Origin of the sequence: Asticcacaulis machinosus (genome assembly GCF_028550435.1) — a bacterium.
GTDB classification, from domain to species: domain Bacteria; phylum Pseudomonadota; class Alphaproteobacteria; order Caulobacterales; family Caulobacteraceae; genus Asticcacaulis; species Asticcacaulis machinosus.
Genome location: NZ_JAQQKV010000001.1, coordinates 1243124 through 1258881, shown reverse-complemented (window position 1 = coordinate 1258881; position 15758 = coordinate 1243124). Strand labels below are relative to the sequence as shown.

The 15758-nt window shown below is 59.3% G+C and carries 11 protein-coding genes; 1 reads left to right on the top strand and 10 read right to left on the bottom strand.

Features of this window, described 5'->3' with window-relative positions; genetic code table 11:
• Positions 1-25 precede the first annotated feature (25 nt).
• From PQU98_RS05870 to PQU98_RS05825, 10 genes are all read right to left on the bottom strand, one after another.
• Positions 26-1579, bottom strand: a complete 1554-nt coding sequence (locus tag PQU98_RS05870; RefSeq protein WP_272743971.1) for an MGH1-like glycoside hydrolase domain-containing protein — start codon at positions 1577-1579, stop codon at positions 26-28.
• On the bottom strand, positions 1576-3165 hold the full coding sequence (locus tag PQU98_RS05865) for a glycoside hydrolase family 43 protein (protein ID WP_272743969.1): 1590 nt from the start codon (positions 3163-3165) through the stop codon (positions 1576-1578). Before PQU98_RS05865 ends, PQU98_RS05870 begins: the two co-directional genes overlap by 4 nt.
• A complete protein-coding gene (locus PQU98_RS05860; RefSeq protein ID WP_272743968.1) occupies positions 3162-4667 on the bottom strand; it encodes a glycoside hydrolase family 28 protein in 1506 nt (501 codons plus the stop codon). The genes PQU98_RS05865 and PQU98_RS05860 overlap by 4 nt, the downstream gene beginning before the upstream one ends.
• 258 nt (positions 4668-4925) lie before the next feature.
• Positions 4926-8261 carry a TonB-dependent receptor gene (locus PQU98_RS05855; protein WP_272743967.1) on the bottom strand — a complete coding sequence of 1112 codons (3336 nt, stop codon included), beginning with the start codon at positions 8259-8261 and terminating at the stop codon, positions 4926-4928.
• Positions 8262-8393: 132 nt separating this feature from the next.
• The gene (locus tag PQU98_RS05850) at positions 8394-9350 is read right to left on the bottom strand and encodes a FecR family protein (protein WP_272743965.1); all 957 of its coding nucleotides are present in this window, start codon (positions 9348-9350) and stop codon (positions 8394-8396) included.
• On the bottom strand, positions 9328-9927 hold the full coding sequence (locus tag PQU98_RS05845) for an RNA polymerase sigma factor (protein ID WP_272743964.1): 600 nt from the start codon (positions 9925-9927) through the stop codon (positions 9328-9330). The genes PQU98_RS05850 and PQU98_RS05845 overlap by 23 nt, the downstream gene beginning before the upstream one ends.
• A 305-nt stretch (positions 9928-10232) precedes the next feature.
• Positions 10233-11816: a malate synthase A gene (gene aceB / locus PQU98_RS05840; protein WP_272743963.1), complete on the bottom strand. Its 1584-nt coding sequence runs from the start codon at positions 11814-11816 to the stop codon at positions 10233-10235.
• A 286-nt stretch (positions 11817-12102) separates the two neighbouring features.
• Positions 12103-12327, bottom strand: coding sequence for a hypothetical protein (locus PQU98_RS05835; protein WP_272743962.1), 225 nt, complete (start codon positions 12325-12327; stop codon positions 12103-12105).
• Positions 12328-12427: 100 nt separating this feature from the next.
• Positions 12428-13717 (bottom strand): isocitrate lyase, encoded by a 1290-nt coding sequence (gene aceA, locus PQU98_RS05830; RefSeq protein WP_272743961.1) that lies wholly within the window; start codon positions 13715-13717, stop codon positions 12428-12430.
• A 64-nt stretch (positions 13718-13781) separates the two neighbouring features.
• On the bottom strand, positions 13782-13988 hold the full coding sequence (locus tag PQU98_RS05825) for a hypothetical protein (RefSeq protein WP_272743960.1): 207 nt from the start codon (positions 13986-13988) through the stop codon (positions 13782-13784).
• A gap of 348 nt (positions 13989-14336) precedes the next feature.
• Between PQU98_RS05825 and PQU98_RS05820 the strand changes: the two genes are divergently transcribed.
• A complete protein-coding gene (locus tag PQU98_RS05820; protein WP_272743959.1) occupies positions 14337-15755 on the top strand; it encodes a helix-turn-helix domain-containing protein in 1419 nt (472 codons plus the stop codon).
• Positions 15756-15758 lie beyond the last annotated feature (3 nt).

Genomic DNA, 15758 nt, shown 5'->3' with positions numbered 1-15758 from the left:
CGGGCGTGCTCACCCTTGCGCCGGTTCATAAAGCGATCTTTTCATTGGCTGTGATGGTCAAGTTGCGGGCTGGGCGCCCGATGAGACGCAAAGTGACCTTTTGCGGGGTTTCAGAAATGCCGAGCAGAGCCACAGGGTTACCGGCGGTGTTGGTAATCAGACGCGCTACGCCCTCAATCCGGCCAAGGGTTTTGCCCCCCAGATCAAGATCAGCCCCGCGCGCGTTGTAACGGAGCTTGGCGGTCGATCGGGCATCGGTCGGCAGGCGAAACTGCGCCCCTTTTGAGGCCGCATGGTTGGGGCGGATATTCCATTCCAGCCGGTCAGATTCTTCGACCACTCCTGCCAACCGCCAGGTGTAATCCATCATCACCAGCGCCGCCGGGGAATAGTCCGGCTCATCGCCGTCGCGGGTAAATTCGGCGGTTATGGGGTTCATCTGCTGACGGAAGGTCATATCTTTGATCAGCCCCTCGCACCAGCGATCCATCATGACCGTGAACTCGGCCGTGCGGCCATAATGCTCGAACCAGCGTGGGGCGCGAAGGGCCGTTAGCGCCTGTGACGGCCCGCCCCAGGTGTTGGCGGTGATGGGGCGCACAAAAGTTGGGTCATCCAGCGCGATCGAGGGCAGGGGATAGGGCGCCCAGAACGCCGCAGGATTGTGGATTTGCCGCGTCCACAGATCGTCAAACAGGGCCTGATCCGGCACATGTTCACCGCACACACGACTTAGGATGTCGCTGCGGATGCGGATGAACTGGCTGCCTGCGTCTTCGTCATAAAAGGCGGCGTCTTCGGCGACATATAACCGTTTCAAAATCAGATCACGGATTGCGGCCGCCCGTTCTGCCCACATATCGGCCTCTGAGGTTTTGCCCAAGGCGCGGGCCATGTCGGACAGGGCCTTGCGTGCGCCATAGGTTGTGGCCGACAGGTCAGGACACAGGCGCGGCAGTTTGAAACCTTCCGGGTAGTATTTGGCGTCTTTGTTAGGACACTGCGGCGGAATGCCCTGCCATCTGGGGCTGTTGTCGTGGCCGGTATCGTAGGTGCAAAAGCCTTCGGTAAGGCCTGTGCCACGGGTATTGCGGTATTTCAACAGCCACCCGTCCCACATTGATGCGCCGCGATAGGCCGTCTCCAGTAACTCCTGATCGCCGGTGGCGCGCGCCAGTTCCCACGCCGTGGCGGCAATCGGCACGACCATCTGGATCTGTCCAAAGCCGGTCTCAGTAACCTTATTGTTGCACGGCAACTGGCCGTCCGCGCGTTGCAGCTCAAAGAAGCACATATGGCTGTTACGGGCGACATCAGGCCGGAATTTGCGGTAAACCAACGCCTCATGCGGGCCGCATTCCATCCAGATGCCCTGATAAACCGAGCCTTCGATCAGAATGGGCTTGGAATAGCGCGGCATAACCTGCGTGTTTTTGACGAGAATCGACAGGGCCTTATCATAGGCTGCCTGCCATGCCGCATTGGTCGTTGTATATTCGGGTTGCGAGGGGCTTTGCGCTATAGCGGGGCCCGCTATCAGGGCGGCAGCGCTGGACTGGATAAAGGTGCGCCGTCTCATTTGGCCACCTCATGGTCGACGCGGAACCAATCGATATCGACATGGCCGTTCGTATCGCGTTTATTGAACGTAAATACCCCCGGCCGTGAGCCTTTCCACCATGAGAATTTGGCAAGGGCCGTGGGTTCGCCCAAGGCGGTAAACGACTTGCCATCAAGGCTGTAGGCGAAATGGGCGATCTGATCCTCACCGACTTCGGCGCGTAGGGTGACAGTATTACCCATCAACACCGGGCCTGCGGTTTCAACACCCGCCGACGCAAAGGTGATCCGGTTAACGCCGCCGTCGCGTATCACGCCGATCCAGACCGGCTTGACCCCAAACAGGGTAAGGCCCGCCCGCTGACCGTCCGCCATGCCGGAGACATCCAGTCGCGCGGTCGAGCGCATAAATGGCCCGGTCAGCATTTGGGTCAGGGTATTGCGCGCGGTCGTCAGGTGCTGTGCCTGACCGGCCTTAAGGCGCAGGTAGCCTGAGTGCTCCGACAACGACCAGCGCGTATTATCCGGGTTATGGTTCCACTGCCATTGTAAGCCGAGTTGCGCCGCATTGAACTCATCGGACGCCTGCATCCGCTCACGGCCAATCGTGCCGGTATCAGGACGCAGATAGGTCATGACCGGCTGACCAGAAACCTTGCCCGCAATCGGCTCGCCCATGACCGGCCAGTCATCGGCCCAGTGCACGGGTTGCAGATGGTTGATCCGCCCGAATGCGCCGGTCGAGTTGAAATGCAGGAACCACCCCTGACCCGAAGAGGTTTCGACATAGCCGCCCTGATGCGGGCCTTGCACCTTGGTCGTGCCGGGTTCCAGCACCACCCGCCACTCATAGGGGCCGTAGATATCCCTGGCGCGGCCCACGGCCTGCGGGCCTTTGTCGACCCCGCCGATGGGCGCGAAGATGTAGTAGAATCCATTGCGTTTGATGAATTTCGGCCCCTCAAGGATCGGCAGATTGACCTTGTCCTCAGCAATCACCACCCCGTCATCCAGCACACTCAGGCCGTCGGGGGCCATTTTGCGCAGGATCAGCGGTCCGGCGCCGACGTGGCTGTGGACGAGGTAAGCCTGACCGTCATCATCCCAGATCGGGCAGGGGTCTTCGAGGCGGGCCTCCTTGACGATATGTACCGGTGCCGACCAGGGCCCCTTAGGATCGGTGGCGGTCGAGACATAGATGCCCTCATCCGGCGTTGCCCAATAAACATAGAACCGGCCGTTGTGATGGCGAATTGACGGCGCCCATACCCCGCTGGCATAACGGGTGCCGATGACGGGCTTCGATTTGGTGTCGTCGATCTCAAACGGCCCCGGCAGGTCATATTCGGGCGCGAACGGTAATTTTGGCAGCACATGGCCGATGATCGTCCAGTTGATCAGGTCGCGCGATTTGAGCACCGGTATCCCCGGTGACAGGTGAAAGCTGGAGGAGACGTGGTAATAGTCGGCACCCACGCGGATCACGTCCGGGTCCGAATAGTCGGCATAGAGGACGGGATTTGAATAGGTCGCCGTCGCAGGTTTGACGGTGGCACATCCAGTGAGCATCAGAGCAGCGATCAGGGCAGGGGCGATGCGGTTCACAGGCACACTCCGCTTATTTTAGTCTTTCTGGCATTAGTTTTAATGACATATTCGGGGCGTGGATCAGCGCCGGCCGGGGTGACCTTATAGTCGATCAAGGTCAGGCCCGTTATATGCCGCGCCCAAAGGCCGTAGGCGGGCGCATCACCGATACCGTCAATCATATGCGGATCAGGGTATGCGCCATACATCTCACCAATCGCCGTCTCCACCAGTACAGTTTTGGTGCTTGGGTTCTGAGCGACCTTAAAATCGCGGATGACGACATCTTCGATGCTCTTTTCAGGGATGCCGATAAAGTACGACCCGCGCGGGCCGCAATTCTCACCAGTGATACGCTCAAACACCACGCGCCGCAAAGTCCCGATCGGGGCGGGCGGATCGCCGGGCTTGACCCGTCCGCGCTTTTCCAGCCGCATAAAGATCGGACTGCGGGCGCGGATGATTTTGACATCGCTGACCAGCAAATTTTCCGCCGTGCCGCCGTCGACCATTTTCCAGGCCACGCCGGAATCCGCCCCCACCACCTTGACGCGGCGCATGTCTTCACTGACCCCGCCGATAAGGCAATGCCGGACAAAGACGTTGCGGAAGGTGCTCTGGCTGTCCGTACCCAGTTTCACCGCGTTGCAGGACGTAAAGAACGTGGAGTGCTCAACCAGAATGTTCTCACCCGGACTTTGGGCCGCACCTTTAAAGCACATGGCATCATCGCCGGAGCTTATGTAGCAGTGGCGCACGATGACATGACGGCAGCCGTCGATATCAAGGCCGTCATTGTTGAAATTAGCCTGATTTTCGACCTTGATATGCTCAATCAACAAATCGTCGCAGTTAAGATAGTTCTGCATCCAGCACGGCGAGTCTTTTAGGGTAATGTCGCGGATATGCACCTTCTGGCAGTCGATGATACGGATGACAAACGGCCGCCCCGGTGTGCCGTGAATGGTCTCAAGGCCCGGAAAGTTTTCTTTTGAGCCGCGCCCATCGATTTCGCCGTCGCCGCAGATCGAGATATTGGTCAGGCCCTCACCAAAGATCAGGGACTGGTTCATGCCCATATTGGTGTCCTGCACCGTCAGCCGTTTAGCGATCCGCTCAGGGTAGTCATTGAGATCAAGACTGCCCAGCAGGCGCGCCCCCTTAGCCACTTCAAAGCGGATATTGGATTTCAGGTCGATTGTGCCGGAAACATAATCGCCCTTAGTGAGCCTGACCGTGCCGCCACCGCGTGCCGCCACATCGTCAATCGCCGCCTGAATGGCCTTTGTGGCCAAGCCGCCGGTATAGCCATGATCTTCAGGCGTGACGACCAGATCCGGCCCCTTCCACGGCTTAAGTCGGGCGGTCAAATCCTTGGCCATCCGCTCAAGGTCGGCACGCAGTTTCACCGCCCAGTCCGGCATCTGGCAGGTGGCGGCATGACTTAAACCGGGCAGCGAAAGGGTGCCTGCAAAAGCTGTGGCACCGGCACCAAAGCGGCGTCTTGAAACTTGTGTCACTGGGGTTTCCTCTTTTTTTATGCTGTGACTATCCCGCACAATTCACACTTAAACCATATGAAAAAAATCCGGCAGGCACCGCCCGCCGGATATATGAGTTTACGCAGAACCGCGGGAGGACCCGGCTCTGGCGGGTTCAAAAAAACTGAGCGCATCCCCAAAAGTGTTGGCGGTTTTGGGATCAAGATGCGCGACAAAAGTAAGACACGGAAGACGGGTACAGGGAGTAAAAGGGTATCCCGCCTTCCGCATATCGGATCAGAATCTGAGATTCATCCCGAGATAGTAGACCCGGCCTTCGACATCATAGGTCGCCGTCCAGGTATTGGCATTGGCCTGAGCGCTGCCGACCACAGGCGGGGCTTCGTCGCTCAGGTTGTTGATACCGCCGTAGACTTCGACGTTTTGGGGTAGCTTATAGGCAAACGACATATCCAGATAATGCTGCCCGTCCAGCACCGGATTGGTGATGGTGTTAAGCGCGGGCGGCGTGCCGCCTGAACGCAGCGGTAGCAGGTAGTTGTCGCGGGTAACCTCACCGATGTAGCGGTCGCGTAAACTTAGGGTCAGCGGGCCGTTGCGCCAGGTGACGCGCGACACGCCTTTCCATTCCGGGATCGGCTGGCCGCAGGTCGGGCCATAGGCGCCGACACATTCGTTGGTCAGGTTCGGCCGGGCCTGCAGCGGGGTGCCGGTGAACTCTTCGGTATAGGTCCAGTTGGCGCTCAGCTCAATCCGGCTGCCGCCGTCGAACAGGCCCCAGTCGATACCAAAGCCGTACCGGCCATTGAGGTCGATACCGGAGGTTTTAAGGCCGCCGGTATTGGCATTGGTGGTCGCCACATAGTTCGGGCCGGTGATTTCACCGGTGACCGGGTTGCGGGTAATGCCCTGACAGAACTCGCTCGATGCGCTGCCGATGATGCGGTAACACAGATCAAGCGTGTTTTGCAGGCCGCCGCCGAGCGGCGCGATGGCACCTTCAAGCTCGATGCTGAACCAGTCGACGCTGACCGCCAGACCGGGCACGGCGCGCGGTGTGAAGATCAGACCAAACGTATAGGTGTCTGACTCTTCTTCCCCGACCATCGGATTGCCGCCAATGGTGTTGCCGATGATGGTGTTGGGCTGGACGCCGGTGCCGAACACGGCTGAGACGGGCACACCCGTGGCAACGCAGACATCGCGTACGGCCTGGGTTTGCTGGGCTACGGGGGCGCGGCTGGAGCACGGATCGGTGGCAGAGGCAAAGTTCAGCGATTGACCGCCGTACAGTTCACCCACGTTTGGCGCGCGGATGGCGTGCTGGAACTGGCTCCTTACGGCAACATCATCAATCGGCTGCCATTCGGCCCCGACGGAGTAAGTCCATACACCGCCAACCCCTTCGAGGTTGTAATCCGAATAGCGGAAGGCCCCGTTGATGTTCAGGCGCTTGGCAAAGGGCGCATCGGCCAGAATGGGGGCGCGCACTTCACCAAAGATTTCACGCACAATCGTGCTGCCCGCGGTCGGTTTGGCGGCATTGAAGCCGGACACGTCACCTGACGACAGGAAGGTGTCCGGGGTATATTTGGCGTAATTATAGCGCCACTCAAAACCGGCGTTGAAATCGACCGGCCCTGCCGGAAGGTCAAAGGCTTCACCGGCGATATTGGCGGCCAGAACCTGCTGTTCGGCGACCTGGACGTTGGTTGAGTTGATGGCAATGGCGGCGGCCCCGGCCTCAGAGATATTGGGGCCAAAGACGTTCAGCACGGGGGCTGCCCCACCGACCGACAGCAATGATTGCGCAAAGCGGCTGCGTGAGACGCTGCCTTTCTGGCTGTCGGTGTTCTGGGTGCGGGCATAGGAATAATAGGTGTCGTAGCTGAGGTTGCGTAAGAACCCTTCGGACACGCTGCCCAGATTGCCGCGCAGACCAAAGGCGGTGCGGAACACATTGCGTTCGGATGAGTTGAAGCGGTTGCCGACCTCGGCCAGACGCCGCCCGATCCCAAGCACGGCCAGACCATCGCCCGGCGTGGTCGAAAAGGTCGCGGTGCCCTGAGTGATATTGGTGGTGCCGGTTTCACGCAGATCGAGCTGGCGGGCGACTTCCTGCATCTGGGTCGACAGATACGGATTGTTAATATTGATCAGGAAGTTGCCGTTAATGTTGGTCGGCGCGAGCTGCATGTTGACGACATTGTTCGAGAAATGGGCCTCGACATAGCCGGTGACTTTTTCGTTGAACTCATAGTCAATGAAGCTGTTGATCATCCAGCGGCGCTGGGGGATGATCAGGTAGTTGGCGGGACCAAGGTTGAAATCATCCTGCGGTGTCAGGGCCGGACGGGCCTGAGTGCCGGTGTCGCCAAAGGTAAAACCGCGTGCTCCTGCACTTTGCAGGCCCGCCGCCAGCAAGGCCGCATCAAGACCGGCATTGGACTGGGCCGAACCATAGGTCGGTATGCCAAAGAAACGGCCATTGGGGATGTCACCCGACCCGCCCGCGATCAGACCCGGACGGCCGCCCGCGCTCAGGCAGGTCTGGCCGGACGGCACACTGAGCGGGGTTCCGGGCTGGGTCTCGCTCCAGCTCGCGGAGGTAACGCAGCCGTCTGACAGCGACAGGTACGCAAAATCGCCGCGCTCGCCGCGGGTGATCGAGCCGCGATCCAGATAGTTGAGCGACACGACGGCATTGCCTTTGTCGTCGGCAAAATTACCACCAAGTGTCAGGTCAACCGTATGGGTGGGGGTGCTGGTTGGCTGATCCCAGCGACGCTGGACGCTGATTTCCGCGCCATCGAAATCGTCACGCATGATGAAGTTGACGACGCCGGTGATGGCATCGGAGCCATAGACCGCCGAAGAGCCGCCGGTGACGACTTCGGTGCGCTTAATCAGGGCGGCGGGGATGGTGTTGATGTCGGTGACCTGATCGGTGCCGGAAATCGCAAAGCGGCGGCCATTGACCAGCACCAGATTACGCTGGGCGCCAAAACCGCGCATATTGAGTGTGGCCGTACCGCCCGGAACCGTATTGGCGGTCGGGCCGTTGTTTTGGGAGCCGATAAACTGCGGTGTGGAATTGAGCAGGGTTTCAACGTTCTGGGTGCCGGTCAGCTTGACCTCTTCGGCATCGACAACAGTGACGGGTGTTGGGGCCTTGAAGCCGCGATTGGCCAGACGCGAGCCGGTGACCACAACCGTTTGCGGTTCTGTTTCCGGCTCCGGTTCGGCGGCATCGCCTGCACTTTGGGCCAGGGCGGGGGTGGCGGCGGTCGTGACGCTTGCCGCGTCCCGCGCCCGCAGCGAAATTACCTTGCCATTGTCTGAGGCGACTTCGAGGCCGGTATTGGCGATCAGTTGATTAAGGGCGGCGCGCGGTTCCAGATTGCCGGACACGGCGCGGGTCTGGATGCCCTTCAGGCGACCGGCGGGGGCGATGATCTGCACACCGGCCTGACGGGCAAATTCCGGAATGGTCTTGACCGCCTCTTCGGCCGGCACGTTGAAGGTTTTGGCCCCCGCATAGGCGCCTGTTCCAAACACCAGCCCTATGGCGGTCGCGCCGACCAGCAGCAGCGACTTTCTCGAATGTCTCATCCTTGGTTTCCTCTTTTTCAGTTCGCTTTATGAAAGGCTCGCGAACTTCTGAAACCTAGACGCTGGGTGCCGGTTATTTCCGCTATGGGGTGGCAAAACTTTTTTAACCTTATTGCGCGGATCCTTATCAGGTCAGGATTTGCGGCGTAGACGCACCTGATTTTCGCTGACCTCTGCACTCAGGTCGAAACTGAGCGCCACGGCTTGCGCAAAGCCCACCGGGTCGGTCGATTGAAACAGGCCGGTGATTTCTTCGCGCGCGATCGCCGGATCGTCAATCACAATACGGGTATCGCTGTAGCGGGCAAAGGTCGAAATGGCTTCGCTCAAACTCTGGCCCTCAAACGCGATCCGCCCTTCGCGCCATGCCAGCGCCCGCTCGACCTTATCGGCGGGCAGGGGGGCTTTGGTCAGGGTCTTGTCATCAGCGCGGGCCAGCGTATTGGCGGTCAGCCGTAAAGTGCCGGACTGGCGGTCGCTAAGCTCGACCACGCCTTCGCGCACCATGACCAACAGCGGGGCGGTCGCAAGCTTTTGCACGGTAAAGCTGGTACCGATGGCGCGGACGGTGGCATCTGCGGCCTTGACGATAAACGGTCGGGCGGCGTCTTTGGCGACATCGAACAGGGCCTCGCCATCGATCAGGTGCACCAGACGCTGAGCCGAACTGAAACTGATCTTGACCTTTGACGCGGTATTCAGACTGATGACGGAGCCATCCGATAAGGGAATAACCTTCATTTCCCCGCGACGGGTTTCAAAAATCTGACCGTGGTTTAGGGCAAGGGCCCCGATACCGGCGGCGGCCAAACCGGCGGCCAGCCCGCCACCCCACATCATCTGACGGCGTGAAATGATGGGTTGCGGGGCAAACTTGGTGACATCAAAGCGGGTTCCCAGCGCCTGAGCGCGCTCAGACACCATCGAGACGGCCTGCGCGCGCGCAAATGCACCGGCGCGGCGGGGATCGCCCGCCAACCACGCCTCAAGAGCATGATCGTCCTGCGGTGATAAGGCACCCCGATCCAGCCGCGCGACCCAATCAGCCGCCGTTTTGTTGATATCCTTAGCTGTCTCGTCTGCGCTCACGCCGGGCCTGATCTTTGTTCAACTTAACTCCCCATGCCTTTGACGCACGGGCACTGTCATTTCCGCCATGTGAAATCATTTTCATGAGCATGTAAATGCTGCGGCTCATGTGTTTCTCAACTGTACTCTCCGATAAGCCCAGCGTTTTAGCGACATCGCGCTGCGATAATCCATGCACGCGGCGCAGAATAAAGACCTCACGGATCTTGCCGGGCAGGGTGGCGATGACGCCCGCCAGACGGCGCAGTTCGTCACGATCGGCGACCTGATCTTCGGGCGAAAACTCAAGGGCGGCGGCTTCGAAATAATCGAGATCGCTGACGGCCTGAAAGGGCACGACCTTGGCACGGCGAATGTGGCTGACCATGACCGAATAGGCGGTCTGGAACATGTAATTGCGTACATTAGTGATTGACGTTACCGATTCGACCGTGATCAGACGGGCATAGGTTTCCTGCACGATGTCGTCGATTTCCAGCCCGGCAACTTTGCGCCCGCTCAGCCAGCCGCGCAGCGCCGGTTCATGTGGCAAAACATGTCGTGATAACCACAGAGCACGCTCGGTAGAGACCCGCATGGCCGGGGCTCACCCGAACCAATCGATTGAAACACAAACCTGCGTCATAAATTTCATCTTCCCGTCAAAGTCCGCCGTTAGGTGGCTGAACTGGTGTCTTCCCGAAGTGATCCTGACTGGATCTTATGTTTTTATCGACACCGGTGTCATGATACGATGATCGATGTCGGCGTTTTGTTAGCGGTAACATGTGTTTTGTGATCTGTCAATTTCACATGTGATCGATTTTGATTTGAGACTTTCCAATACAAAAAGGGCGCCTCCGTTGGCGGAAGCGCCCCTTATGAAACAAGAGTTTTTGCAGATTAATCCAGCAGGCCGTAAGCCGGAACCGTCAGGAAATCCCGGCAGGTATCGGCCAGTGCCAGTTCGGTAAACAGCCGCACCGCCTCATCAAAACGGCCCTTACCCCACGCCCCAAGCGCGTTCATCTCATCCTCGATCAGGCCCAGCACCCGTTCGCGGGTGACGATACTGCCGTCATCAAGGGCGGCATGATGCCGGATCCATTGCCAGACTTGCGTGCGCGAAATCTCAGCGGTGGCGGCATCTTCCATAAGGTTATAGAGCGGCACAGCCCCCTTACCGCGCAGCCACGCCTCAATGTACTGGATACCAACGCGGATATTTTCGCGCAGGCCCGCCTCCGTGCGCGCACCTTCGTGCATCTGCAAAAGGTCAACTTGGGTGGTCGTCACGTCCTCACGCAACACATGAAGCTGGTTCGGCGTCGGCATCAGGCGGTCAAAGACCTCCATCGCGACCGGCACCAGATCGGGGTGGGCGACCCAGGTGCCATCGTGACCATCACCGGCTTCGCGTTCCTTATCGGCACGGACGCGGGCAAAGGCGGCGTCATTGGCCGCAGGGTCGCCTTTCACCGGTATCTGCGCGGCCATACCGCCCATGGCAAAGGCCCCGCGCCGGTGGCAGGTCTTGATCAGTTGGCGTGAATAGGCCCGCAAGAACGCATGGCCCATGACCATTTTGGAACGGTCGGGTGTCACAAAGGCCGAATGTTCCGCTAAGGTTTTGATGAAGCTGAAGATATAGTCCCAGCGCCCGCAGTTGAGCCCGGCCATATGATCGCGCAGTTCATAGAGTATCTCATCCATCTCAAAGGCGGCAGGCAGGGTCTCGATCAGCACGGTGGCCTTGATGGTGCCGTGGGGGATGCCAAGCGCGCTTTGGGCGAACTCAAAGACCTCGTTCCACAGGCGGGCCTCCAGGTGGCTTTCCATCTTTGGCAGGTAAAAGTACGGCCCTGAACCGGCGGCGATGGCGGCTTTGGCGCTGTGGAACATATAAAGCCCGAAATCGAACAGGGCACCGGAGACAGGGGCGCCGTCGACACAGATGTGCCGCTCCTCCAGCCGCCAGCCGCGCGGCCGCACGATCAAAGTGGCGGGCGTATCACTGAGCCGGTACGCCTTGCCCGAGTGCGGGTCATCATAGGACAGGGTGCCCGCCCAACGGTCTTTCAGATTGATCTGGCCGTCGATGCAGTTTGAAAAGGTCGGGGAATTGGCGTCCTCGAAATCGGCCATAAAGACCTTTGCGCCCGAATTGAGCGCATTGATGATCATCTTGCGGTCAACCGGGCCGGTGATTTCAACGCGTCGATCGGTCAGGTCCGCGGGGATCGGCCCTACGCGCCAGTCGCCATCACGGATGATTTGGGTTTCGATCAGAAAATCGGGCAGGGCACCGGCGTCAAAGGCCTTTTGCCTCTCAAGGCGGGCCGCCAGCAGCATCCGCCGCCTTGGCTCAAACCGGCGATGCAGTTCGGCTGTAAAGGCAAGCGCATCCGGCGTCAGTATTTCAGCCATACGCCCGGTGATGGGGGCAGTGATTGTGATATCTGACGTCATATGTGTATCGAGAGCCATCGGAAAAGATCCATTCGCTGTAGCAGGATGAAGGCAAGCAAGAAACCCCACCTTCCGGCCCTTTCTTAGCGCTTTATCGCTTCGCTACTTAAGAGCCGGGCCTCCCTCCTCCCCAACAAGTTAGGGAGGTATGATTATCTTATACCTCCCCGGCATGCCGGGGAGGGGGACTGCGCCCGTTTACGGGCGGGGTGGTGGGGGTATCAAAAGTTTGCCGCCTGCGCGGGGCTTTTGGGGGTAGGGCGCAGGCGGCATATGGGCGCTTATGGTTTATTTGGGTGCGCCTTTATTCGTATCCGTGAGCGGCTTCGTTGATGACCAGGGTTGGCATCTGTGAGAAGTCAACGGCCACGGGCTGACCGTTGTGGGCCGGGCCGGCCTTAAGCTGGAACGTGCGGATGACATGTTCCATGCGGCGGCGGACTTCGTGGGTGGCATCCGACATCGGATTAAGCTGCAACGGTGCCAGACAAAAATCGATGATGGCGTCGGGGCGGGTATAGGTGTTCATGGTCTTTTCCTTTTCTGTAGCTCAAGCGCCGCATGGCTACCTCGCATAAGCTCGGGCGGCCGGTCGGCCTTGCCGGATTGAACATTCAATCCGGAGGTTTTTACTCAGCCGCCTCAGTGATGAACTGAGCCGTCTCGGTGGAATCTTTCAAAGCCGTGGTCGATGACTGGCCGTTTGAGATGGTCATGGCGACGGCATCGAAATAACCGGTGCCGACCTCGCGCTGGTGGCGGGTAGCGGTGTAGCCGGTGGCTTCATTGGCGAATTCACGCTGCTGAAGCTCACTATAGGCCGCCATGCCGCGGTCGCGGTAACCGGACGCCAGCTCAAACATGCCGTGGTTCAGGCTGTGGAAACCGGCTAGAGTCACAAACTGGAACTTGTAGCCCATAGCGCCCAGTTCGCGCTGGAATTTGGCAATGGTTGCCTCATCCAGCTTGGCCTTCCAGTTAAAGGACGGCGAGCAGTTATAGGCCAGAAGCTTGCCCGGATGATGCTTATGCACCGCCTCGGCAAAACGCTTGGCGTCTTCAAGATCAGGGTGCGACGTTTCCCACCACAGCAGGTCGGCATATTTCGCGTAAGACAGACCACGGGCGATGCAGTGATCAAGACCAGTGCCTTCCTTCAGGCGGAAAAAGCCTTCCGGTGTGCGGTTATCGCGGTCGATAAACGGATGGTCGCGCTCATCGACATCAGACGTGATCAATTGCGCTGACTCGGCATCGGTACGGGCAACTGTCAGGGTGGGAACCCCCATGACATCGGCGGCCAGACGCGCGGCAATCAGGTTGCGCTCATGGGCTTGTGTCGGGATCAGAACCTTGCCACCCAAGTGGCCGCACTTCTTTTCTGACGCCAGTTGGTCCTCGAAATGCACACCGGAGGCGCCAGCTTCGATAAAGGCCTTCATGATCTCAAAGCTGTTCAAAGGCCCGCCGAAGCCGGCTTCGGCATCGGCGACGATCGGCGCGAACCAGTCACGTTTGGCGCCCCCTTCAGCGTGCTCAATCTGATCAGCGCGCTGAAGCGTGCGATTGATGCGGCGGCACAGTTCCGGCGCGGCATTGGCCGGGTACAGCGACTGATCGGGGTACATGGCGGACGCCGTATTGGCATCGGCCGCGACTTGCCAGCCGCTGAGATAAATAGCCTTCAACCCGGCGCGAACCATCTGCATGGCCTGATTGCCGGTGACGGCACCCAGGGCATTGATATAGGGCTCATCATGCAGCAGTTCCCACAGGCGGTTGGCACCGCGCTCAGCCAGAGTGTGCTCGACCGCGACCGAGCCACGCAGGCGCAGGGCCTCTTCGGGGCTATAGGGGCGCGCGATGCCGTCGAAACGGCCTTTAGGGGCGCTGGGGACTAAATCCTGAAAAGTGGTCATGTTGGTGATCCGTTTTTGGGGAGGTGAGGGTGATTAAGGGCTTTTGTATTTTGTTGCGGGGGTGTCAGGCGAAGCTGTGCGGTGGGACGTCGGCCTCGATTTCAGTGGCGTCATCGACCGCTTGGCGCCCTTGAGCGATGCGGTCGCGTAAGGACAACAACTGCGATTGACGCTGAAAGCCGGTCAGGCACAGGCCGAACGACGACAGGTAAAGATTGACAAAATCCGCAGGCGAAATCGTCATCAGTGTCATATCGTGCGAATTTGTCATAATCTGTCTCCGATCTAGCCTAAGCATTTTGCCGTGGCGGTAAGCTGATTAAGCCTGTTGCAAAAAGGAAAGTCGATATTTTGCGCCCTGTTTAAACGGTCATTGGGAGAATTGTGACCTTGCAATTTTTGTAAAATTGTGACAATATGACAAGTCTATTTCCTTCTCCCCGCTTGCGGGGAGAAGGTGGCGCGCGATTTATCGCAAGCCGGATGAGGGGCGGGCCTTGCTGCGGTATGGTGCGGTTCGTCTCTTATGCGTTTAGCCCCTCACCCCAACCCTCTCCCCGCTGTTCAGTTGCGCTATCGCTGCGCTGTCTGAGCGCTGCGGGGAGAGGGGGAGACATGAATGTCCGAGCTTGATCGAAAACTGTTCTTAGGCGGGCGCTTTAAGCGGCTGCGAAGTGAGCTGGGCCTGACCCAGACCCAGATGGCGGCTGATCTGGGCGTCTCGGCGTCCTACCTCAACCACATCGAGCGCAACCAGCGGCCGGTAACGGCGCAGGTGCTGCTGAAGCTGGCCTCGACCTATGACCTCGATATGCGCACCTTTACCAGTGAGGCCGATCCGGCAGGCGAAGCGCACCTGACGGAAGTTTTGGCTGATCCGATGTTTGCTGACCTGAAGGTGCCGCGCCGCGAAATCGCGGACCTTGTCGCCAATGCGCCGTCGGTGGCCGAGGCTCTGCTGAAACTCTACCGCGCCTATGGCGAGCGTAAGCGTCTGGACGGACTGGAGCCCGGATCGGTCGCCAGTCTGAACGATCAGTCGCCGTCCGATTGGGTGCGTGACCAGATTCAGTCGCGCTTTAACTTTTTCCCGGAGCTGGATGATCTGGGTGAGGCGCTGTTTACCGAACTGGGCAGCGACAGCCATACCTTAGAGGCTCGTGCCGAACAGGTCTTGCGCACCGAATATGGCATCGAGGTGCGTTTTATGCCGACCGATATCATGCTGGTCTATCAGCGCCGCTATGATCCGCACCGTAAACGGCTGATGCTGTCGGAAAGCTTAGGGGCGTCGTCGCGGGCATTTGCGGTTCTGTATCAGCTTATCCTGCAACGGCATGGGCTGATGATTAATGATCTGGTCGAGCGGGCGCGCACACCGGATGCGGTATCGGGCAGGCTTTATAAGGTGTCGTTGCTCAATTACCTGACGGCGGCGACCCTTATGCCTTACGGGCGATTCCAAGCGCAGGCGGAAGGCTGCGGTTATGATTTAGAACTTCTGCGCAGCCCGTTCGGTGTCAGTTTCGAACAGGCCGCCCAGCGCCTGACGACGCTCTCCCGTCCCGGAAGCCGGGGTGTGCCGTTCTTTCTGATGCGCATCGATCAGGCGGGCAATGTCTCTAAAAGATTCGCCGCAGGCAAGTTTCCGTTTTCGCGCTTTGGCGGGGCCTGCCCGCGCTGGAATATCCATCAGGCGTTCCAGACGCCGGGGCGGATCATCACCCAGGTCATTGAGACGCCGGATAAGACCCGCTACTTCACCCTGTCGCGCACGATTGACCGGTCTTTGCGCGGCTGGGAAGGCGGGGTGTCGGGCGATCAGGCCATCGGCCTTGGCTGCGAACTGAAATATGCCGAAAAGCTGATCTATGCCAAGGGGCTTGATCTGACCCATCCCGCCGCGATTGAGGTCGGACCAATGTGCCGGCTGTGTGAGAGGCCCTATTGCCGGGAGCGTGCGGCCCCGCCGGTGACCCGTCCGCTCCAGATCGATGAGTGGATCAAGGGCGTCACGGCCTTTCCGTTTGCGACGTGAATT